Source organism: Cellulomonas soli (genome assembly GCF_052036975.1).
In the GTDB taxonomy this organism is placed as follows: Bacteria; Actinomycetota; Actinomycetes; order Actinomycetales; family Cellulomonadaceae; genus Cellulomonas; species Cellulomonas soli_A.
Genome location: NZ_JBQIAR010000004.1, coordinates 116,254 through 135,946, shown reverse-complemented (window position 1 = coordinate 135,946; position 19,693 = coordinate 116,254). Strand labels below are relative to the sequence as shown.

26 protein-coding genes and 1 other RNA gene are annotated in these 19,693 nt (G+C 72.0%); 20 read left to right on the top strand and 7 right to left on the bottom strand.

Annotated elements, in window-relative coordinates; genetic code table 11:
• Positions 1–41 precede the first annotated feature (41 nt).
• The 17 genes from ACTHAM_RS05950 to ACTHAM_RS05870 are packed head-to-tail and all read left to right on the top strand — an operon-like array spanning position 42 to position 13,035.
• Positions 42–437 carry a hypothetical protein gene (locus ACTHAM_RS05950; RefSeq protein WP_440685340.1) on the top strand — a complete coding sequence of 132 codons (396 nt, stop codon included), beginning with the start codon at positions 42–44 and terminating at the stop codon, positions 435–437.
• 14 nt (positions 438–451) lie between these two features.
• Entirely contained in the window at positions 452–652 is a 201-nt protein-coding gene (locus tag ACTHAM_RS05945) for a hypothetical protein (protein ID WP_440685338.1), read from the top strand.
• Positions 653–655: 3 nt separating this feature from the next.
• Positions 656–1,147 (top strand): hypothetical protein, encoded by a 492-nt coding sequence (locus tag ACTHAM_RS05940; protein WP_440685336.1) that lies wholly within the window; start codon positions 656–658, stop codon positions 1,145–1,147.
• The gene (locus ACTHAM_RS05935) at positions 1,144–1,617 is read left to right on the top strand and encodes a hypothetical protein (RefSeq protein ID WP_440685334.1); all 474 of its coding nucleotides are present in this window, start codon (positions 1,144–1,146) and stop codon (positions 1,615–1,617) included. Before ACTHAM_RS05940 ends, ACTHAM_RS05935 begins: the two co-directional genes overlap by 4 nt.
• 26 nt (positions 1,618–1,643) lie before the next feature.
• Positions 1,644–1,955: a hypothetical protein gene (locus tag ACTHAM_RS05930; protein ID WP_440685332.1), complete on the top strand. Its 312-nt coding sequence runs from the start codon at positions 1,644–1,646 to the stop codon at positions 1,953–1,955.
• 3 nt (positions 1,956–1,958) lie between these two features.
• On the top strand, positions 1,959–4,910 hold the full coding sequence (locus tag ACTHAM_RS05925) for a phage tail tape measure protein (protein WP_440685330.1): 2,952 nt from the start codon (positions 1,959–1,961) through the stop codon (positions 4,908–4,910).
• Entirely contained in the window at positions 4,907–5,905 is a 999-nt protein-coding gene (locus ACTHAM_RS05920) for a hypothetical protein (RefSeq protein WP_440685328.1), read from the top strand. The genes ACTHAM_RS05925 and ACTHAM_RS05920 overlap by 4 nt, the downstream gene beginning before the upstream one ends.
• The gene (locus ACTHAM_RS05915) at positions 5,902–7,032 is read left to right on the top strand and encodes a Gp37-like protein (RefSeq protein WP_440685326.1); all 1,131 of its coding nucleotides are present in this window, start codon (positions 5,902–5,904) and stop codon (positions 7,030–7,032) included. Before ACTHAM_RS05920 ends, ACTHAM_RS05915 begins: the two co-directional genes overlap by 4 nt.
• A 1-nt stretch (position 7,033) precedes the next feature.
• Positions 7,034–7,990 (top strand): gp53-like domain-containing protein, encoded by a 957-nt coding sequence (locus ACTHAM_RS05910; protein WP_440685325.1) that lies wholly within the window; start codon positions 7,034–7,036, stop codon positions 7,988–7,990.
• Complete coding sequence (locus ACTHAM_RS05905; RefSeq protein WP_440685323.1) at positions 7,987–8,409, top strand: hypothetical protein; 423 nt, start codon at positions 7,987–7,989, stop codon at positions 8,407–8,409. The genes ACTHAM_RS05910 and ACTHAM_RS05905 overlap by 4 nt, the downstream gene beginning before the upstream one ends.
• 56 nt (positions 8,410–8,465) lie before the next feature.
• Entirely contained in the window at positions 8,466–9,311 is an 846-nt protein-coding gene (locus ACTHAM_RS05900; RefSeq protein ID WP_440685321.1) for a peptidoglycan recognition protein family protein, read from the top strand.
• A gap of 1 nt (position 9,312) precedes the next feature.
• Positions 9,313–9,462 (top strand): hypothetical protein, encoded by a 150-nt coding sequence (locus tag ACTHAM_RS05895; protein ID WP_440685319.1) that lies wholly within the window; start codon positions 9,313–9,315, stop codon positions 9,460–9,462.
• A gap of 10 nt (positions 9,463–9,472) precedes the next feature.
• Positions 9,473–9,931: a hypothetical protein gene (locus ACTHAM_RS05890; RefSeq protein WP_440685317.1), complete on the top strand. Its 459-nt coding sequence runs from the start codon at positions 9,473–9,475 to the stop codon at positions 9,929–9,931.
• Entirely contained in the window at positions 9,928–11,097 is a 1,170-nt protein-coding gene (locus ACTHAM_RS05885) for a fibronectin type III domain-containing protein (RefSeq protein ID WP_440685315.1), read from the top strand. Before ACTHAM_RS05890 ends, ACTHAM_RS05885 begins: the two co-directional genes overlap by 4 nt.
• Before the next feature lie 13 nt (positions 11,098–11,110).
• Entirely contained in the window at positions 11,111–12,262 is a 1,152-nt protein-coding gene (locus ACTHAM_RS05880) for a DUF4082 domain-containing protein (RefSeq protein ID WP_440685313.1), read from the top strand.
• Position 12,263: 1 nt separating this feature from the next.
• Positions 12,264–12,557, top strand: a complete 294-nt coding sequence (locus ACTHAM_RS05875) for a hypothetical protein (protein ID WP_440685311.1) — start codon at positions 12,264–12,266, stop codon at positions 12,555–12,557.
• A 37-nt stretch (positions 12,558–12,594) separates the two neighbouring features.
• A complete protein-coding gene (locus ACTHAM_RS05870) occupies positions 12,595–13,035 on the top strand; it encodes a hypothetical protein (protein WP_440685309.1) in 441 nt (146 codons plus the stop codon).
• 97 nt (positions 13,036–13,132) lie between these two features.
• Here the strand turns inward: ACTHAM_RS05870 and ACTHAM_RS05865 are convergent, their stop codons facing one another.
• From ACTHAM_RS05865 to ACTHAM_RS05850, 4 genes are all read right to left on the bottom strand, one after another.
• The gene (locus tag ACTHAM_RS05865; RefSeq protein ID WP_440685307.1) at positions 13,133–13,453 is read right to left on the bottom strand and encodes a hypothetical protein; all 321 of its coding nucleotides are present in this window, start codon (positions 13,451–13,453) and stop codon (positions 13,133–13,135) included.
• A gap of 15 nt (positions 13,454–13,468) precedes the next feature.
• Positions 13,469–13,738 (bottom strand): hypothetical protein, encoded by a 270-nt coding sequence (locus ACTHAM_RS05860; RefSeq protein WP_440685305.1) that lies wholly within the window; start codon positions 13,736–13,738, stop codon positions 13,469–13,471.
• Positions 13,739–13,903: 165 nt separating this feature from the next.
• Positions 13,904–14,320 (bottom strand): helix-turn-helix domain-containing protein, encoded by a 417-nt coding sequence (locus ACTHAM_RS05855; RefSeq protein ID WP_440685303.1) that lies wholly within the window; start codon positions 14,318–14,320, stop codon positions 13,904–13,906.
• 70 nt (positions 14,321–14,390) lie between these two features.
• The gene (locus tag ACTHAM_RS05850; RefSeq protein ID WP_440685301.1) at positions 14,391–14,603 is read right to left on the bottom strand and encodes a hypothetical protein; all 213 of its coding nucleotides are present in this window, start codon (positions 14,601–14,603) and stop codon (positions 14,391–14,393) included.
• 130 nt (positions 14,604–14,733) lie between these two features.
• Here ACTHAM_RS05850 and ACTHAM_RS05845 point away from each other — a divergent pair, with 130 nt between their 5' ends.
• Positions 14,734–14,970 (top strand): hypothetical protein, encoded by a 237-nt coding sequence (locus tag ACTHAM_RS05845; protein ID WP_440685299.1) that lies wholly within the window; start codon positions 14,734–14,736, stop codon positions 14,968–14,970.
• Between the two features lie 173 nt (positions 14,971–15,143).
• Here the strand turns inward: ACTHAM_RS05845 and rnpB are convergent.
• Positions 15,144–15,538, bottom strand: an RNA gene (gene rnpB / locus ACTHAM_RS05840) — RNase P RNA component class A.
• 76 nt (positions 15,539–15,614) lie between these two features.
• Here rnpB and ACTHAM_RS05835 point away from each other — a divergent pair.
• Both ACTHAM_RS05835 and ACTHAM_RS05830 read left to right on the top strand, forming a co-directional pair.
• The gene (locus ACTHAM_RS05835; protein ID WP_440685297.1) at positions 15,615–16,439 is read left to right on the top strand and encodes a YaaA family protein; all 825 of its coding nucleotides are present in this window, start codon (positions 15,615–15,617) and stop codon (positions 16,437–16,439) included.
• Positions 16,436–17,605: an SLC13 family permease gene (locus ACTHAM_RS05830; RefSeq protein ID WP_440685295.1), complete on the top strand. Its 1,170-nt coding sequence runs from the start codon at positions 16,436–16,438 to the stop codon at positions 17,603–17,605. The genes ACTHAM_RS05835 and ACTHAM_RS05830 overlap by 4 nt, the downstream gene beginning before the upstream one ends.
• A gap of 37 nt (positions 17,606–17,642) precedes the next feature.
• On the opposite strand, the gene ACTHAM_RS05825 is transcribed toward ACTHAM_RS05830, so the two are convergent.
• Complete coding sequence (locus tag ACTHAM_RS05825; protein WP_440685293.1) at positions 17,643–18,842, bottom strand: bifunctional RNase H/acid phosphatase; 1,200 nt, start codon at positions 18,840–18,842, stop codon at positions 17,643–17,645.
• An 87-nt stretch (positions 18,843–18,929) separates the two neighbouring features.
• Positions 18,930–19,676 carry a zinc ribbon domain-containing protein gene (locus tag ACTHAM_RS05820; protein ID WP_440685291.1) on the bottom strand — a complete coding sequence of 249 codons (747 nt, stop codon included), beginning with the start codon at positions 19,674–19,676 and terminating at the stop codon, positions 18,930–18,932.
• Positions 19,677–19,693 lie beyond the last annotated feature (17 nt).

Here is a 19,693-nt window from a genome sequence, read left to right as displayed (position 1 = left end):
CGCAGTACTCAGTCCTCGAGGGTTCGGCCGGTGTTCGTGTCGTGGCCGCCGCCCTGTCCCGCGTGCCCGACGAGCTTCACGGCGAGCTGCGCAAGCAACTGCGGACGGTCGGCGAACAAGTCCGCGAAGACGCTGCCGCGAACGCCTCGTGGTCCTCTCGCATCCCCGGCGCGCTGCAGATGCGCGTGTCGTTCGACGGGCCGCGCACGGGCGTGAGGATCTCCGCCTCGGCGAAGAAGGCGCCGCACGCACGGGTCTACGAGGGCATCGTCGATGACCCGTTCAGGCACCCCTTCTTCGGCAACCGGGACTGGTGGTACGAGCAGGCCGCGCGCCCGTTCCTCATGCCGGCCGCCGAGAAGGCCCACGAGAACGTCGTCGCCGGCGCGCTCGAGGCGATCGACAGCACCCTCGCCCGCCACGGCTTCGGCCGCTGACCGAGGAGACACCCATGCAGGACTTCGTCGAGATCGCGCACCCGGCCGTCGAGGTGACGGCCCTCGTGCATCCCCGGTCGGTCGAGGCTCACCGCCGAGCCGGCTGGGCCCCCGTCGGCGAGCACGCGCCCGCCGACACCACCGACCCCCAGCCGGACCCGGCTGGGGACCAGGACGACCCCGTCGCGGGCGAGTCCGAGCACACGGAGGAGTGAGCAATGACCCCGAGCCTGCCCGCGACCGAGCGGTTCTTCCAGCCCGAGATCAGCGAGTGCATCTTCCTGCCGGCGATCGCCGCGGCGACGCTGGTCCCGACGCGTCCCGAGATCACCGCCGGCACCCGTCTGACCGACGAGATCGCCGGCCTGTCGGGCTGGACGATCTCGTCGGCGATGATCACCACCCCGGACTACGGTCGGCGGTTCATCTCGCAGATCGCCGCTCGGACGAACGCCGAGCAGTCGTCCATCACGTTCTACGCCGACCTGGGCGGCGATGACGTGCGCAAGGTCCTGCCGCGTGGGACGAAGGGCTTCATCCTCTGGGCCGACCACGGCGACGAGGTGGACCTGCCCGCGGACATCTTCAAGATCGAGGTGACCTCGGTCGGCAAGCTCCGCTCGGTGGGCGACCAGGCCTTCCAGGTCACGGTCACCTTCGCGATCACCAAGGAGCCCTCGGAGGACGTCTCGCTCCCGGCTGCCGCGTGAGCCTGCGCGACAGACTCGCCGCGAAGGCCCGGCGGCGCGTCTCGTTCCCGGTCCAGGTCTCCGACCCGACCGCGGACCAGGAACGCGCCGCCGGCGCCCGCACCCAGCTCGCTGTCGGGCAGGCGACCGGGATCACGAGCGAGTCCATCGAGGCGCTCCGCGAGGCCGTCACGGCGGCGGACGCAGCCGTCGAGGCCCACTTCGTCGACGTCGAGTTCGAGGCACTCGCCCCGGACCTGTTCGAGGAGCTCCTGGCCGCGAACGCTCCGGGCGGCGATGTCGACCAGCCGGCGATGCGCATCGCGCTCGCGGCCGCGTGCGCGGTCGACGAGGAGCTGCGTGACGAGCAGTGGTGGGCGGAGCAGTTCGCGTCCGGGGCGTGGTCGCCGGGCGAACTCGCCGATCTGTACTACCGGCTGTTCACGGTCCTGCACTACACGGTCCCCGCGGGCGGCGTCTCAAAAGGCTGAGCCGCGACGACCTGCTGCGCGCCCGGATGGCGTACTGCGGGCCGCGCGGCATCCCGCTGTCCGCGTTCCTCTCCTGGTCCCAGCACGACCAGGACGCCGCCCTTGAGTGGGCGGGCTACGAGTCCCGCCGCTGCCGGGGGTGCGGGTCCCACCCGGACGAGGGTGCTCGGCACGCCCATGTCGACATCTGCGACGGCTGCGTGAAGCAGGAGGCAGCGACCCGGGCCTCGAAGGACGAGCCGGGGGCGCACGTCCGGCTGGTCGCCGGGACGCTCGCGCAGTGCCCGCGGTGCGTGGCCGAGCACGAGGCGAACAAGCCGGTCCGACGAGAGGGGTGATCGGTGTCCACCCGCAACCGCAACGTCGGGGTCAACGTCACCTCCCAGTTCGACGGCACGGGCTTCAAGTCCGCTGAGGAGTCGGCGAAGGTTCTTGAGCGCGAGCTGAACAAGCTCGAGCAGCAGCAGCGTCGCCAGGTCAACATGCAGACGCAGGCGGCTGCGGAGATGGCTGCCGCTGAGGCGAAGAAGGCGGCGGCAGTCGTCGAGGCGAACCGCGCCCAGGCCGACGCGATGGAGTCGTTCGGTCGCAAGACGCTGGTCGCTTCGGCGACCATCGCCGTCGGTCTGGGCCTGTCGGCGAAGTCCGCGATCGACTGGGAGTCGGCGTGGGCCGGGGTCACGAAGACCGTCGACGGGTCGCCCGAGCAGATGGCCGCGCTCGAGGAGTCGCTGCGTGGCCTGGCCACGACGCTGCCCGCGACGCACGAGGAGATCGCCGCCGTCGCGGAGGCCGCCGGCCAGCTCGGAGTGAAGCGCCAGGACGTCACCCAGTTCACGAAGACGATGATCGACCTGGGCGAGACGACGAACCTGTCGGCCGACGAGGCCGCGACGTCGCTCGCGCAGCTGGCGAACATCATGGGCACGACAGCCGGTGAGTCCGACCAGGTCGGTGCTTCTCTCGTGGCGCTCGGCAACGCGGGGGCGTCCACGGAGAAGGACATCGTCTCCATGGGCCTGCGGATCGCCGGTGCCGGCCGTCAGGCGAGCATGTCGACCGCCGACGTCCTCGGCATCGCCTCGGCCCTGTCCAGCGTCGGCATCGAGGCGGAGGCCGGCGGCTCAGCCGTGTCCCGCGTCATCACGAACATCAACTCCGACGTGATCTCCGGCAAGGGCCACCTCGAGACGTTCGCGCGCGTCGCCGGCGTGTCCGCCGCGGACTTCCGCACGTCGTGGCAGCGAGACGCCGCCGGCACCCTCGTGACGTTCATTGAGGGCCTCGGCAAGATGCAGGCCCAGGGCCAGGACACGAACACCGTGCTGTCCGAGCTCGGCCTCACGGACCTGCGCGTAGCCGACGCCCTGCGGCGCGCATCGTCGGCCGGCGACCTCCTCAACGAGTCGATCGCCGTGGGCAACGAGGCGTTCGCCGAGAACAACGCACTCGTCGACGAGGCGAACAAGCGGTACGCCACGACCGAGGCGCGCCTGCAGATGGCTCGGAACCAGATCAACGACGCCGCGATCGACATCGGCGGGAACTTCCTTCCCGCGCTCGCCGACTCGGCGGACATGGTCGGGTCGCTCGCCGCCGGGTTCGGTGCCCTGACCCCGACGCAGCAGTCGTGGGTCGCCGGCCTCGGCGCTGCTGCAGCCGGGCTCAGTGCCTTGGTCGGCGGTGCGGCGATCGTGATCCCCAAGCTCGCCGAGCTGAGCACGACGATCGACACGCTGCGCGGCGGATCGTCGCTGCTCGGCAAGGCGGTCGGCGGCGCAGCCACGGCGCTCTCCGGGCCGTGGGGCCTCGCGCTCGCTGGGGCGACCATCGCAGCGGGCGCGTGGCTCACCGCGCAGGGCAAGGCCTCACAGGCGTCGAAGGAGTTCCAGGCGACGCTGGACCAGACCACGGCGAAGCTCACGGAGCAGTCGCGGGCGCTGATCTACGACCGGCTCATGCAGAGCGACCGGGCGGACACGATCCTGGCCACCGCCAGCAGCCTGGGGCTAGGGATGCGCGAGGTCGTCGACATCGCGATCGACCCGATGTCCTCCGCGGCGAAGTCGCTGAACCACCAGCTCGACGAGAACCGGAAGTACCTCGAGAGCCTGGGCAACACCAACGCGACGTACTCCGAGAAGGCGGACACGACGCGGCAGCAGACCGAGAACATCAACGACCTCTTCGGCGAGCTCTCTGGCACGACCCGCGGAGTCGCCGCCGACCAGGAAGCACTGCGCGAGAAGATCGCGGCTGTGGGGCCGGTGGCCGAGGACGCGGCCGTGTCCGCCGACGGCTACGAGTCCTCCCTGTCCGCCGTGGAGGTCAGTGCGCAGGACGCCGAGACAGCCCTGCAGGAGCTCTCACAGATGCTCTCGGACCTGAACTCCCCGACGCTCGACGCCCGCGAGGCGGAGCGCAGGTTCCAGGAGGCGATCGACGCGGTGACGGCGTCGATCGAGGAGAACGGCACGTCGCTCGACATCAGCACGGAGAAGGGTCGGGCGAACCAGGCGACGCTCGACGCGATGGCGCAGGCTGGGGTCCGGCGCGCTGACTCGTTGCTGCAGCAAACGGGGTCGGAGGCGGAGTTCCGTGCCTCGCTCGACTCGTCGCGGCAGTCGCTCCACGACGCGGCGATCGCCTTCGGGATGTCCGAGGATGCCGCGTGGGCCTACGTCGACGAGGTCCTGAAGGTGCCCGACAAGGTCGAGACGCAGGCGAAGTTCGACGCCGTCACGGCAGACCAGCAGATGCAGGACTTCCTCGCCAGGTGGCAGGGAAAGACTGTGACGGTCAAGGCGATCATGGACAGCACCGGCGTCGACCGGTCAATGGCCGCCATGGGAGCCAGGTACACCGCCCAGGCGCTCGCGGCCGCGAACCGGGCCGACGGAGCAGTCGTCGACTACTTCGTGGATGGTGGCATCCGCGAGAGTCACGTCGCCGAGATCGCGCCGGCGGGTCAGACCCGGATCTGGAACGAGCCAGAGACCGAGGGCGAGGCGTACATCCCGCTCGCCAGGTCGAAGCGCGAGCGGTCCGAGGCGATCCTCGAGGACGTCGCCGGCCGCTTCGGCATGTACGTCGGCCGGTTCGCGAACGGCGCGGTCCTCGGCGGGCCGAGCACCGGCTCACCGAGCACGAGCTCGCGTCCGCGCATCACAGGCATCGAGAACTACGGGGTGATCCAGACGGTGGACGTCGACGACCTCGTTCGCAAGACCACGGCGAAGCAGCTCGACGCCGTCCGGATGCACGGCCTCGACGGCGCGGGGGGCATGCTGTGAGCCCGACCGTCTTCGCAGTCCCCTTCATCCCCCCGCCCCCGCCCCTGCCGGCGTTCCGCGGGTTCGGCATGACGTGGACGGGCTGGGACGGCACCGTCTGGGACCTGACCGGCGGCGAGTCCGAGGGGACGGGCCTGTCGCTGCAGTCGGGTGTCCGCGGCCACGACGTGCCGCCGAAGTCACGGCGGTTCTCCTCGGACTCCCCGGCGCTCGCGGGCTCGCGCACGCGCGGGTTCCAGGTGCTGGACCGCGAGGTGTTCTGGCCGCTGCGGGTGTACTCCGATGCGTCATCGCAGGCGTGGGTCGAGTACGACCGCGCGTTCTGGCGCACGCTCCAGGAGGACCGGCCCGGGGTGTGGACCCTCATCCACCCCGACGGCACGCGTCGCACGCTCAGGTGCGCCTACGCCGAGACGGACGGTTCCGCGTCGGACATCGACCCGTCGCTCGTCGGCTGGGCGCTCTACGGGATCAACCTCGTCGCGGAGCAGCCGTACTGGCAGGGGGCGCCGGTCGTGCGCCGCTTCGCGGCAGCCGCGGCTGCTCCGTTCATCCCCGAGGGCGGCGGGCCCCCGTTCGCGATCGGCGAGGAGTCGACGCTCAGCACCGCCACGATCACGAACCCCGGTGACGTCCCGTCCTGGGTGACTTGGTGGGTCACCGACACGGACTCGCTGACCATCGGGGTGGACGGCCGCGCGGTGGTCGTGCCCTTCGAGGTCGGCCCGGGCCGCATGCTCGTCATCGATACCTCGCCCGCAGCGCGCACGGCGAAGGAGATCGACGCACCGCCGATCGACCTCGTGACACGTGAGGCGCAGGAGTCGTGGGTCGCCTCGCAGCTGCCGACGGCGACGGACCGGACCCGTGAGCTCGGGCCCTCGACGAAGTGGGGGCCGGTCCCGGCCGGCGGCATGGTCGACGTCTCGATCGACATGGTCGGCCCCGGCTCCGTGCGCGCGTCCCTCGTTCCGCTCCACCGGAGGGCGTGGTGATCGACGAGCCGTTCGAGGTCGTCGTCTACGACCGCACGTTCCAGCACACCGGATGGGTCGGCGACTTCCTGTCGCTGACCGCGACGCCGCGGCACAACCAGCAGCCCACCGGGTCGATCACGGTCGCGGCCGACAGCAAGAAGGCCGGCCTGCTGCTCGAGCCCGGTGCGCGGGCCGTGATCCGCTACCGCGACGAGCACCTCCTTGGCGGCCCGTGCCGGCTTCGCTCCGCACAGGGAGCCGGTCCGAAGCGCGCGCTCACGCTGCAGATCCGCGACGACTGGTGGCTCCTCTCCCGCGCCCTCCTGTGGCCCGTGCCGGGCGCGCCCATCAGTAACCAGTCGGCGGCCAAGGAGCACACCGTCACCGGCCCCGCCGAGACCGTCGCGAAGACCCTCCTCGGTGCCGCGATCACCCGACTCGGACTCCCGATCACCGTGGCCCCCGACCTCGGACGTGGCTCGACCATCACCGTCTCGGCCCGCATGGCCCTCCCCGCCGACGTCCTCTACCCCCTCGTCGACCAGGCCGGGATAGGCATCACCGTCCGCCAGATCGGCGCCGGCCTCGTCCTCGACGCCTACGAGCCCACCGCCTGGCCGATCAACCTCTCCGAGGACGGCGGCACGATCACCGAGGGAGACTGGTCGTTGCAGCCGCCAGAGCCCACACGCGTCGTTCTCGGCGCGGACGGCGAGGACCAGGCCCGCACCTTCCGCGCACTCGTCGACCACGCCGCCGAAGCCCAGTGGGACACGGTCGAGGCCTTCATCGACGCCCGCGACCTCAAGCACACCGACCCCGGGTTCGAGACCGCCGCCACGGCGCGCATGCAAGCGGCGCTCGCGGCCGGCGCCCTGCGCTCGGGCCTCTCGGTCAAGCTCGCCGAGACGCAGACGTTCCGCTACGGCGGCGATGGTGTGCACGTCGGTGATCTGGTGACCGTCGACCTCGCCGACGGGGTGACAGTCACCGAGGTGCTGCGCGAAGCGACCCTCTCGCAGGGGAACGACGGCACGAACGTCACGCCCGTCGTCGGCGAGCACCGCGACGACCCGAATCAGATCCTCGCCGCGGCGATCGCCGCGGCGCTGCGCGCCCAGCGCCTCGACCGGACCAGGAGCTGACATGCCCATCACGTCCATCGGATACGCCGGACAGGTCACGGAGGCGAACACCGCTGACTGGCTCGCCGCGGTCGCCGAGTACGGCGTCGTCGGCGCTGCCGACTGGCGAGTCAGCGCGGTTCCGCTGGCGGACCGTACCGTGCAGGTGGCTGCTGGAGCCGGTTGGGGCAAGGCGATCTCCGACACGTCCGTCGAGACCGTGAATCTCACACTCGATCCAGTGACGAGCGGGTCGACCCGCTGGGACCTCATCACCGCCCACCGGGACAGGGCCGGGACATCGGGACTGACGACCTTCGGAGTCGTCGAAGGCAACGCGGACCCGCTGTCGGCGATCGCCGCACGGGCCCGGTTCGGCCCCACTTCGGATGCCGACGACCAACCACTGGCGCTGGCTCGGATCGACGCCGGGTCCACCGACATCAAGGAGCTGCGCGACCTGCGGTGCTGGTCGGCAAACGGTGGCATGTGCGCCGTCGATGAGTTGGTGCTGCAGTACCTCACCCGACCGGGGACCCGAGTGCAGATCGGGACGTCGACGTGGTCGCGTGTGATCGGTTCGCAGGGGAACCCGACGTGGGTGGAGACTCCGCTGTCGTCGCCCCTGAACGTGTTCGGCGCTGGTTCGCTGCTGGACGGGAACCTTCCGGCGTCTCCGAAGTTCCTGCTGCAGGCGGGTACGCAGGTTGCCATCACCGACGCCTCGGGGTACGCAAGGCTCACGTTCCCGAAGCCGTTCCCGAACGGGCTGCTGACGGCGATCCTCACCAATGGTGACTCGAACATCGACCGCACCGCCGCTGGTGACGTGCTGCAGATGTCCATCGCGGGCAACCCGTGGGGGACGGGCAGCCGCACGAACGTGGTGTACGCGGTCATGCGGCCGCGCGCCTCGTGGGCGGCGCTGAACACCGGGGGTCTGCTTCACCGGGTCAACTGGTTGGCGATCGGCTGGTGAGCGCACCTCCGGAGGGCACGCCCTGGTGGGTCTGGGGTCTGCTCGCAGCGCTGACGGTGGTGGTGCCGGCGGTCGCGACGGTGGCTGTCGCGCTGGTGACCAGGCCGCTGCGTCGTGACGCGCGCGCGGCCGCGGCATCGTCGGAGAAGGCTGCGGAGCAGGCGGAGAGCGCGGCGTCCAGCGCGGCGCACGCGGCGACCGAGCTCACCCCGAACCACGGCGGCTCGTCGAAGGATGCGCTGACGACGCTCGTGGCCGCGGTGGGGCACCTGACCGACATGGTCGCCCAGCAAGGCGTGACGCTCGAGGGCCAGGCCCAGGACATCGGCGGCATCCGCTCCGAGTTGCGCACCGAGCGCACCGAACGGGTGGATCTCGCTCGACGTCTGGACGACCACGTCCGCGTCTCCGCGCACTGACCTCACCTCACCTCTGCAGCACCAGCCCGTCCCCGACCGGTGGCGGGCACCTCGTCATGCCCTGGGAGGCACCCGTGCTCGAGATCCTCAGCCCGAACAAGTACGCCGGCCGGGTCAGGCCGATCCGGCTGATCGTCGTGCACACGATGGAGGTCGCCGAGTCGCCGGCGGTGGCAGAGGCGGTCGCGCGGGCGTTCGCGAACCCGGCCCGGAAGGCGTCGGCGCACGTGTGCGCGGACACCGACTCGCGGGTGCGGTGCGTGCCGGACGCGGACACGGCGTGGGCAGCGCCGGGTGCGAACGCCGACGGCCTGCAGCTCGAGCTGGCCGGCTACGCCCGCCAGGACCTGGCCGGATGGTCGGACCCGGCGTCGGTCGCGATCCTCGAGCAGGGCGCGCAGCAGGCCGCCGAGTGGGTGCGCGCGCACGGCATCCCGATCCGGCACCTGAGCGTCGCGCAGATCCTCGCCGGCGAGGCGGGCTTCGTCGGGCACGCGGACGTCAACGCCGCCTACCACCGTTCGACGCACTGGGACCCGGGCGCCTCGTTCCCCTGGGACACCTTCCTGGCCCGCGTGGCCACCCTCGCTGGCACGGCGCCAGCGCCGGGCACTGCACCCACCCCGCCGACGACAGCCCCGGCAGTGACCAACGGAGGTATCGACGTGTCCGCTCTCCCCACCCTGAAGAAGGGCTCCAAGGGCGTCGCCGTGAAGCGCGCCCAGGGCCTGCTCATCGCGAACGGGTACGGCATCGGGAAGGCCGGCATCGACGGCGACTGGGGCAACAGCACCGACGCCGGCTTCCGCGCGTTCCAGATCGACCACCCCACCACCGGCACCAACGGGCAGCCCGACGGCAGCTGCGGCACCCGCTCCTGGTCCGCCCTGCTCGGCCTCTGACATGCGCCGCGCCCTCACCTACCTCGCGCTCGCGGTCGCCGCGGCCCTCGCGATGTGGGTCGTGCTGGCGGCGGTGGTGTGGGTGGCCCTCGAACCGGTCCGGGTCGCCGACGAGCTCCTGACCCCGCCGACACTGTCTGCCACCCCGTGAGGAGATCCTGATGGAGTACCTGTACGAGTCGATCCCCGCACTCGACCCGGTCACCGGTCAGCTGGCGCCGAACTCCGAGGGCCAGGTGTATGCACCGACGGACGTCGCGTTGGCGAATCCGCTGACGGTGCGCGGCGCCTCGGGTGTGCCGATGACGTCGATCAAGGCCGGCCCGCAGGGGCTCATCGAGGTGTTCCGCGTCGATGAACACCCGAAGGTGCTGTGGGTGTCGGGCAGCCTCCCTCCGATCGTGCTGACCTCGCTGGACGGTCTGCAGGCGGCTGCGGACGCCGCGGCCGCGTCGGCGGCGTCATCTGCTGCGGCCGCGGAGGAGGCGCTGTCGCGGTCGGTGCGGCTGGGGCGCCCGGGTGCGCAGGTGTGGACGGACTGGGGCACGTTCACCGCGGCGAACGCCCCGACGGTCGCCGAGGGTGCGGTCGCTGGTGACCGCGGGGTGATGCTTCAGTGAGCCCGACGGAGGTGGTGTTCGACGGTTCGAGGTGGCTGCCGCTGAACGGTCGCCCGATCGGCGGCAGTACGCCGCCGGCCAACGCGGCCCCGTCGGCCCCGGGTGCGCTGGTGGCCACACCGTCGGCGACGTCCGTGGTGCTGTCCTGGTCGGCTGCGACCGACGGCGATGGGACGGTCGCGGGCTACCAGGTACGGGTGAACGGCACGCTCGTCGCCACGGTGACCAGCCTGTCGCACACCGTGACCGGCCTGACGTCCGGCGTGACGGTCGCCCTGGCGGTGGCAGCGGTCGACGACGACGGAGCTGTGGGCCCGGCGGCGACGGCGAGCGTGACGACGGACGTCGTAACCGTCGCGCACGGCCGCGAGATCTCCGAGGTGAACACGGGCCACACCGCCTACTTCGACGCGTCGCTGGGCCGCACGCTGACGGACGCGGACCTGGTCGTGCACACCGCGCTGGTGTCGATGTCGGACCTGGTCGCCGACGGCGGCACGATCTCGAAGCGCGACTTCCGGGGCGGGCTGATCCCCGACCGGGCGGGCGTCACGCTCGTTGCCTGCCGGATCCCTTTCATCAACAACGCCTCGACGTCGCGGGCGTTCGTCGCGCGCTGGTGCACCTTCGACACCGGCACCGGCGCCGCCTCGGACCACGCGGTGGGCTCGTGGTCCTACGAGCTCTTCCGCTGCAGGCTTGGCGGTTCGTCGGACGGGCTGAGGACCAACGGCGACGTGATCGCGACCGAGTGCTTCGTGCGCGTCAAGGGGCAGGGCCCGGACGACCACAACGACGGCGCCCAGAACTTCGGCGGCGGCGGCACGGTCGTCCTGCGGCGCAGCAACTTCGACGTCCGCCCGACCAACGGGGTCGGCGCCCCCAACGCCGCCCTGTTCTGCGCCGACGGTGCGACCGGGATGCAGACCTGGCACGACAACCTGCTCGCCGGCGGCGGCTACGTCATGCGCATGTACGGCGACGCCGCCGTGCCCGACGGCCTGTCGTTCGACGTGCAGGGCAACGACATCGTGCAGGACTCCTGGGTGTTCGGCCCCGTGCACCGCGCCGTGGTCGGCCCGGAGGACGTCACCTGGGGCACCGAGCGCCCCAACCGCATCGTGACCGCCGCTGGCGTCTTCGTCGCGACGATCCCCGCCCCGTAGGAGAAGAGGGAGCATGACGAACCTGTACGGTGCCACGGCGCCGGAGATGACGAGCCCGAACTACGACCAGGGTCCCCCGCTGGCGCTCAAGCACGGGTTCGTCTCGTCGGTCGCCGCGACGATCACGAGGGCCCGGTACTACGCCTCGGCGACCGAGATGGCCGGCCGTGTCCTGACCGCGTACCTGTGGGTCGGCGCGGACTCCACGCCGCGGCAGTCCAAGACGTTCACCGTGCCGGTCACGCCCGGCTGGGTCGAGATCGACTTCGACACCCCGCAGGACGTGGCGGCCGGCACCCCGTTCGGCATCGGCATCTGGATGCCGGCGGGCGCCGGAGTCCTGAACTACGGGGCGAAGTCCGCGGCGCTGCCGCTGACCGTCGGGACCCTGACGATCACGGGAGCCGCCTACGACGCCGCAGCGCAGACGCTCGGCAACCCCTCGACGTTCACCGGGACCTCCAGCTACCTGATCGACGTCGAGGTCGCCGCCGTCGCGCTGGCCGTCAACGCGGGCGCCGATCAGTCGGTCTTCATCGGCGCTGCCCCGGCCGAGCTGGCCGCGACCGCGGTCGGCGGCTCGGGCACCAAGACGTTCACGTGGACGCAGCTGTCCGGGCCCACGGGCGAGTTCTCCGCACCGTCTTCGGCGACGACCACGTTCACGCCCTCCGACGTCGGCACCACCGTCCTGCGCTGCATCGTCACCGACAGCTCCGGCACCGCACAGGACGACGTCGTGGTCACCGCCTCGGCCATGCCGACGGTCGCCCGCCTGGCCGCGATCAACTCCTCGGCCGGCTGGACCCCGACCGGCGGCACCGTGCTCGCCGTGCTCTCCGACGGCTCGGACGCGACCGGGATCACCTCGACCCCCAACCCCACCGACCTGCTCCTGGACGCCAGGTACGGGCAGATCGACCCCCCCGACGCCGACGAGGGGTTCGTCGTGCGGGTCCGCCTGCGCAAGATCGGCGCCGGCACCGGCACGCTCATCGGCCGCCTCTACGACGGCTCGACGCTGCGCTCCACCGTCCCCGTGCCCATCCCCTCCGCCCTCGGGTGGGTCGAGGTCGCGTTCCCCGCCGCCGACGTCGCCCTCGTCACCCCCTCGACCTGGACGTCCGGGGTCCGGGTGACCATCGCCGTGACCGCGGCGGTCTGAGGTGGCCGCCACCGTCGAGATCACCGAGATCTCCGGCGAGCTCACCTGCACCGTCCAGATCCTCGAGGTCATCGCCTGGGCCACACCCGGACCCTCCGCGACCGTCCAGATCGTCGACATCGAGGCCATCGCCCCGACCCGCACACCCGCACACGTCGAGATCGTCGAGATCGACGGCTTCGTCCGCAGCATCCTCAACGGCACACCCCTGCTCGTCGAGTTCGACGGCACCGCCTGGCGACCCATCGCCGGCACCCGCGTCATCTTCGACGGCACCACCTGGCAACCCGCCTGACCCACCCACACCCACACACCCCGACCCAGGAGGACCCGTGAGCACCACCACCGACACCCCGAACAAGCGCCAGCTCTCCGACCTCGTCGTCGCCCTGCTCCGCACCGCCGTCCCCGCCTGGTGGGGCACCGTCGTCACCTGGCTCCTCGCCACCACCCTCAACTACCTGCCCACCGAGCTCGGCGACGCGCTCGCGGTGCTGCTGTCCTCGGACGTCGCGGTCGGGCTAGTGGTCACCGTGGCGATCGCGCTCTGGTACCTGGTGTGGCGTTGGCTGTCGCCGCGGGTGCCGGACTGGCTCGTGCGTCTGGCCCTCGGCTCCGTGCGTACCCCGAGCTACGCGCCCGCGGCCGTGGTCGGCGAGCTCGAGTTGCAGGGCATCGATCAGGCGGTGCTCGAGCAACTGCGCGCGACCCTGGCCGACATCGACGAGACCGACCCCGCCGTCGAAGCGCTCGACCGCATCCTGACGACCTGACGCACCCAGCAGACGACAGCGGCCCCGCACCTCCCGAGGGAGGTGCGTATAAGAGACAGCCCGAGGGAGGTGCGGGGCCGCTTCGTCGCGAGTGAAGTCAGCCAGCGTAGGCGAGCTGACGCGCCTCGGCGACGGAGAACGTCGCGAGCGTGGGCTCGTCCAGTTCGGCCGCGGCGAAGGCGGCGTTGAACGCGGCGACAGCGAACTCGGTCGCCTCACCAGAGCCGGACGCGTCAGCGACCTTGACACCGACGAGCAGGTCTACCTGCTCGGTACCGAGGCCGACCAGGTCAGCGGAGTAGACGTTGGCGTCGGCGGCGAACGCGTCGTGCATGCGGTCGATGATCTCGTCGATCGTCTCGCAGGTGACCTCCGAACCGGCCGGCTGGAACTGTGCCTGGAACCCGAAGATCTTCATGGTGTGTCTCTTTCGTCAGTCGAACTTGAGGCAGGTCTTTTCGAGCAGGAAGTCGAGCCGCTCGTATCTCATCTCGGCAGCGTCGATGTACACACTGTGCTGCCTGGCGCCCGGACACGCACACCAATACCTGAAGCCCCGCTGGTCCCGCTTCTGGACCCGCCAGCCCTGCTTCTCGGCCTGGATGCACACATCCTCGACCGACCGATGCAAGACCTCGCCTGGCGTCAGGAAGTCGGTGTAAGAGCCCCCAGTCACCGTCGATTCCCCCGTCACGTTCGTCATGCTCGCACACGAACCTGGGCGTCGCGCCCGGTTCACCCGGTGGATCGGGGGGAAATCAGGGTGAGTTGAGTCGCATCGCGTAACGATTCGATAACGCGTTCGAACGTCTGTGCTACTAGAGTAGTGCGCTCCGCCTGGACGCCACGCCAGCTGCCGCGTCGAGGGTCAACTCACCGGCTGCGGATAGTCGATGGCCAGGCCGGGGACACGATCGGCGGCGCGGGCGATGACGGCGCGATGCCAGGACGCCGGCAGGCGCGTGTCGGGCTGCGCGGCGCGATACTCCTCGTCCGAGCGGTACACCAGGACGGTGGGCTCGGGGACGTCGAGCAGCTGGGCGACGGCGTCGTCGACGGCGCGGGCGGTGATCTCCTCGAGCTGCTCGAGCTCGAGGCGCACCCCGTCGGGTACGGCGAACTGGCCGGCCTCCCAGTGCCGCACGGTGCGCGAGCTCACGCCGAGGTAGGCGGCCAGGGCCTCGCCGGTCAGCCCGAGGTACTCGCGCACGACGCGCAGCTCGGCGGGACTCATGCGCTCGTCGGCGGGCACGGCCGGCCAGACAGCGTCGATCTTGTCGCTCATGGTGCTCTCCGGGGTGTGGGGTGGGGTGGGCCCCGGGGGCGCCTGTGGTGGCGCCCCCGGGGGTGGCGGGTCAGCGGTTGATGACGATCATGAGGTAGTGGGCCAGGCGGTCGGCCCGCTCCCAGTTGCCCGCCTTCGCGGCGGACTGCAGGTCCTCGATCGCGTCCGTCACCTCGGCGGGGGCCTCGGGGAACCACTCGGTCAGCGCGGCGGCCAGGTCGTTGACCTCGGTCTCGACGATCGCGTTCGAGTTCTCGTCGCTGATGGTGATGTAGTGCAGCATGGCCGGTTCCTTCCGGTCCGGGTCTGGGGCTGTTCCCCTGACCTCGTGATACGAGTCTACTTCCTAAACCCGGAAGTTGCAAGAAGTCTTCACCCGCACTTCTGGCACCCTCCCGAGTACGCTCGAACACGTGTTCGATGCCCCCCTCAACGCCGATGTGCCCCGGCACATCCCGGTCAAGCCGCAGGGGCGGATCCCGGTGTTGGCGCGACTGGTCCTGCTCGGCGGTGCGTTCTGGGTCCCGGCACGCGCGATCCGCTGGACGCAGACCCACGTCATGGTCGTCATCACCGACGACGAGCTCACGACCCGCGAGCACCTCGTCTGGCTGCGCGCAGCCGACGTCCGTCGGCGCCTGCCGGCGTAGCTCGCAAGCCTCCGGAGGGCGCCCGGGTGGCGCAGATCCTGGGGGCTCTCTGGGGGCTCCGCGCTCGCACAGAGCGCAACATGCTGCAACAACGCGAGCCCCCAACAGCCCCCAGACGACCCCTCTGCGGGGCGTTAGAGCGGGTGTTCCTGCAGGTCAGGGGCCCTAGAGGGCGGATGAGTCAGTCGATACGCCGGGTTCTGTCCCCGCGCGCGGTTACCCCCGCACGGGTGGCGACCATCCATCTACGACGTACGTTGCCGCACGCCTCCAGCGGTCTACCCGGGAGCTCGGGCGGGCCGCCCTCGAACGCTCCCTGTCTGACCTTGCTCCGGGTGGGGTTTACCTAGCCGCACCGGTCGCCCGGCACGCTGGTGGTCTCTTGCACCACCGTTTCACCCTTACCTCGACCGTCCGGCGAACCGGACGCACGAGGCGGTCTGTTCTCTGTGGCACTGTCCCGCGGGTCACCCCGGGTGGGCGTTACCCACCACCCTGCCCTACGGAGCCCGGACGTTCCTCGGCGGACCTGCCGAAGCAGGACCGACGCGGCCGCCTGACTGACTCATCCGCGTGACGAGCCTAGCGCGCCCACGGGTCGCCGGCGACGACGCACTGTCGCCTCGGCCGTCTACAGTCGGGCCGTGCTCGTGCTCCTGCCGCCCTCCGAGGGGAAGACCGCACCTGCGGCGGGTGGCCCCGTCCTCGACCTCGGCACCCTGTCCGCACCGGCGCTGAACCCGTGGCGGGAGCGGGTGCTCGACGCGCTGGCCGAGGTGAGCCGTCGTCCGGACGCGCTGGAGGTCCTCGGCGTGAGCGCGGGACTGGCCGACGAGGTCGCCCGCAACACGCGGCTGCGCACCGCTGCCACCGCACCCGCGCGGCGGGTCTACAGCGGCGTCCTGTACGCGGCCGCCGGTCTCGACCGGCTCACCCCCGCACAGCGGGCACGCGCCACGGCCACCGTGCGGATCGTCTCGGGCCTGTGGGGCGTCGTCACCCCGGAGGACCTGATCCCGGCGTACCGCCTCTCGATGGGCACGACGCTCGACGGGGTGGGTGCGCTCGCGTCCGGCTGGAGACCCCACCTGGGACAGGTCCTGGACACCGAGGTCGCCGACGGCGTGGTCGTCGACTGCCGGTCGGCGGCCTACGCCGCGGCGTGGCGTCCGGCTCAGCCGTCGCACTGGGTCGCGGTGCGGGTGCTGCGCGAGCACGCGGGGCGCCGGACCGTCGTGTCCCACCACGCCAAGCACACCCGCGGGCTGCTCGTCCGCCACCTGATCACACGGCGGTCCCGAGCGCCGCGGGACGCCGACGAGCTCGCGGGCGCCGCGACCGAGCTCGTCGGGACGGCCCTGACCACGGCGTCCCGGGCGGACGACACAGCCGTGCCGCGTGTGCTTGCCGTGGAGCTCGACGCACCGCCGCGCTCGGGCGCCCGGCAGCTCTCGCTCGTGGTGTCGTGACCGCTCCTCGACGCCGACCGTGGTGGGTCCTTGCCCCGGTCCTGATCGCCACGGTGCTGCTCACCGGGGCGCTGCCCGCCGACCAGGCGCGCGAGCTGGCCACCCGGGCGCTGCCGGTGCTGGGGCTGGTGGCGACCCTCACGGTGGTGTCCGAGGTCTGCTCGGCCGCCGGTCTGTTCGACGCCGCCGCGGGACTGGCCGCGCGGGCCGCCCGAGGTCGGCGGTGGGCGCTGTGGGTCCTCGTCGTGGTGCTGGCCACCGCGAGCACCGCCGTGCTCTCGCTCGACACGACCGCGGTGCTGCTGACCCCGGTCGTCGTGGTGCTGGCTCGTCGCACAGGCAGCCCGCCGCTCCCGTTCGCCCTGGCGGTCCTTGCCCTGGCGAACACCGCCTCCCTCGTGCTGCCCGTCTCGAACCTGACGAACCTGCTCGCCGACCACGCACTGCGGGCGTCCGACGTCGGGTACGTCGGGCTCATGGCTGCTCCCGCGATCACGGCGATCGTGGTGACGGTCGCCCTCCTCGCCGTCCGTGACCGCCACGCCCTCACCGGTCGGTTCGTGACCCCTGCAGACCGTCCCGTACCCGACCGCCCGCTGCTGGTGGTCACCGGTGTCGTCACCGGCTGCCTCGCGGTCGCGTTCGCCGCCGGGGTGACGCCCGTGGTGGTCGGTGCCGGTGCCGCCGTCGCGCTGCTCCTCGCCGCCAGGTTGCGGCACCGCCCCCTGCCCGTACCGGCCCGCGACCTGGTGCCGTGGCGGATGCTCCTGGTGGTGCTGGCGTTGTTCGCCGCGGTGGAGGTGGCGCACGTGCACGGGCTGGGCCGCTGGCTGGGCGACGTGTCGGGTACCGGCACCGATCTGGGCGCGTTGCTGCGGCTCGCCGGCACCACGGCCGGGACGTCCAACGCGGTGAACAACCTGCCCGCCTACCTCGCGCTCGAGCCGGCAGCCGGCGGCGACCCGATCCGGCTTGCCGCCGTGCTGATCGGTGCGGGCGCCGGACCGCTCCTGACGCCGTGGGGCTCGCTCGCGACGCTGCTGTGGTGGGGTCGTTGCCGTCAGCTCATGCTGGCCGTGCCGGCCCGGACCATCGTGACCCAGGGGCTCCTACTCGCCCCGCCGGTGGTGGCCGCGGCCGTACTCGCCCTCGCCGTGACCGCCTGACACGCCGGGCGGTGCGCAGCCGGCCGGGCCGGCGAGGTCAGCCGCGCGGACCCCAGCCCTCGCTCGGTGCGCCCGCGACCGCGACCTCGTGCCGCCCGTCGGGGTACAGCCGCACGATGCTCACCGACGCCGGCGCGACCCGCAGGCGGCTCCACGACGACGGCTGCGCCCCGATGGCCAGCCCGAGGCACGCGCGGATCGCCACGGCGTGGCTGACGACCACCACCGTGCGGTCCGCCCCGGCCGCCAGCAGACCGTCCAGACCTGCTCCCAGACGACGACCCACGTCGACGATCGACTCCCCGCCCGGCGGGCGCACGTCGGCCTCGGTGTGCCAGCGCTCGAGCATGCCGGGCCAACCCGTCTCGATCTGCTCCGGCGTCAGGCCCTGCCAGGCCCCGAAGTCGGCCTCCTGGAACGCGGCGTCGGTGCGCACGGGCAGGCCGAGGCGCTCGGCGACGATCGCCGCGGTCTGCTGCGTGCGCACCATCGGTGAGGCGACCAGCTCACCGGGGTACGGGATATCGCCCCACAGGTCACGACCGACCCGCTCGACGAGGGCGGCGGCGGCGCGGGCCTGCTCCTGACCGGTCTGGTCCAGCGGCGGGCCCGGCTCGGAGGAGCCGGAGTACCCCCGGGACACGGTCATGGTGGTCTGCCCGTGCCGGACGAGGACGACGGTGACCGGGCGGGCGTCGTCGAACCGGACTGCCGACCCTGACACCCGCGGACGCATGGGGGCGCCCCCGGGGTCCGCCTGCGCAGGCCCCGGGGTCACGCTCGGTGCCGCCGGGCGCACGTCCTCTGCAGGCACCTCGGCCAGCTCGGGCCCCCCGGCGTCCATCGCCTGGTTCGCGAGCCGGTCGGCCGCCGAGTTCTGCGCCCGCGGCACCCACGTCCAGACGACCCGCTCGACGTCCACCAGTGCGCGCACCTGCTCGCCGAGCCGACGCATGTCCTCGTGCTTGGTCTTCCAGACGCCGCGCATCTGCTCGACGACCAGCCGGGAGTCCATCCGCACCTCGAGCGCCGCGTCCGGGTCGATCGCCACGGCGGCCTGCACCCCGGCCAGCAGGCCGGAGTACTCGGCGACGTTGTTGGTGGCCACGCCCAGGAACCCGTGCCGTTCGGCGAGCACCTGGCCGGAGTCTGCGTCCCGCACCAGCGCCCCGTACCCGGCGGGCCCCGGGTTGCCCCGCGAACCGCCGTCCGCCTCGACGACCAGCCGCCTCGCCACGTCCCCAGCCCTCGCCTCTCGTCAGTCTCGGTCGGCCCGGGTCTACCCGGTCACCGGGTCGGCCCCGGCCTCACGGTCGGTCCGGCCTCAGCCCTTGGCGGGCTCAGGCAGGCGGACCAGGATCCGGCCGCACTCCTCGCACCGGACCACGGTCTCGGGTGCCGTCTTGCGGATCGCGTCCAGGTCGAGCGGGTTGAGCTCGAGCCGGCACCCCTCGCAACGCCGCCCGCGCAGGGCCGCGGCGCCCAGGCCACCGAGCTGGCCGCGCAGACGCTCGTAGAGGGCCACCAAGCCCTCGTCCAGCCCGGCAACGGCCGCCGCCCGCTCCTCGCGCACCCGCACCGCCTCGGCGTCGGCCTCGGCGTAGCCGGCGTCACGCTCGGCCTCGACGACCGCACGCTGGTCGGCCAGCGCCGTGTGCGCGCCCGTGAGCTCGGCCAGCGCGCTCTCGTGCGCCTCGAGGCGTTCCATCACCTCCAGCTCGACCTCCTCGAGCTCCGCCTGCCGGCGGGCGAGCGACTCCATCTCGCTGGTCAGCGCCTGCATGTCCTTCGCGGAACCCGCACCGGTGTCGAGCCGCTGCTGGTCGCGGCGGGCTCGCGCACGCACCTGCTCGACGTCCGCCTCGGCCTTGGCCACCTCGCGCCGCAGGTCCTCGACGGCGGTACGGCTGGTCACCAGCGCGGTGTACAGGTCGCCGACCTGGCTGTCGAGCTCGACGAGCCGGGCCAGCGCGGGCAGCGTGCGGCGCTTGTGCGCCAGCTGGTCGAGCCGGGTGTCGAGCGCCTGGACGTCCAGGAGTCGCTGCTGGTCCGCGACGGGTGCGTGGGGCACGGGGTTCCTTCCCTCAG

What these genes read in the sequence shown, in the direction of transcription:
- ACTHAM_RS05945 (WP_440685338.1), top strand. Translation starts at nt 452, where the DNA reads ATGCAGGACTTCGTCGAGATCGCGCACCCGGCCGTCGAGGTGACGGCC.
- ACTHAM_RS05940 (WP_440685336.1), top strand. Translation starts at nt 656, where the DNA reads ATGACCCCGAGCCTGCCCGCGACCGAGCGGTTCTTCCAGCCCGAGATC.
- ACTHAM_RS05930 (WP_440685332.1), top strand. Translation starts at nt 1,644, where the DNA reads ATGGCGTACTGCGGGCCGCGCGGCATCCCGCTGTCCGCGTTCCTCTCC.
- ACTHAM_RS05910 (WP_440685325.1), top strand. Translation starts at nt 7,034, where the DNA reads ATGCCCATCACGTCCATCGGATACGCCGGACAGGTCACGGAGGCGAAC.
- ACTHAM_RS05900 (WP_440685321.1), top strand. Translation starts at nt 8,466, where the DNA reads ATGCCCTGGGAGGCACCCGTGCTCGAGATCCTCAGCCCGAACAAGTAC.
- ACTHAM_RS05895 (WP_440685319.1), top strand. Translation starts at nt 9,313, where the DNA reads ATGCGCCGCGCCCTCACCTACCTCGCGCTCGCGGTCGCCGCGGCCCTC.
- ACTHAM_RS05890 (WP_440685317.1), top strand. Translation starts at nt 9,473, where the DNA reads ATGGAGTACCTGTACGAGTCGATCCCCGCACTCGACCCGGTCACCGGT.
- ACTHAM_RS05880 (WP_440685313.1), top strand. Translation starts at nt 11,111, where the DNA reads ATGACGAACCTGTACGGTGCCACGGCGCCGGAGATGACGAGCCCGAAC.
- ACTHAM_RS05865 (WP_440685307.1), bottom strand. Translation starts at nt 13,453, where the DNA reads ATGAAGATCTTCGGGTTCCAGGCACAGTTCCAGCCGGCCGGTTCGGAG.
- ACTHAM_RS05860 (WP_440685305.1), bottom strand. Translation starts at nt 13,738, where the DNA reads ATGACGAACGTGACGGGGGAATCGACGGTGACTGGGGGCTCTTACACC.
- ACTHAM_RS05855 (WP_440685303.1), bottom strand. Translation starts at nt 14,320, where the DNA reads ATGAGCGACAAGATCGACGCTGTCTGGCCGGCCGTGCCCGCCGACGAG.
- ACTHAM_RS05850 (WP_440685301.1), bottom strand. Translation starts at nt 14,603, where the DNA reads ATGCTGCACTACATCACCATCAGCGACGAGAACTCGAACGCGATCGTC.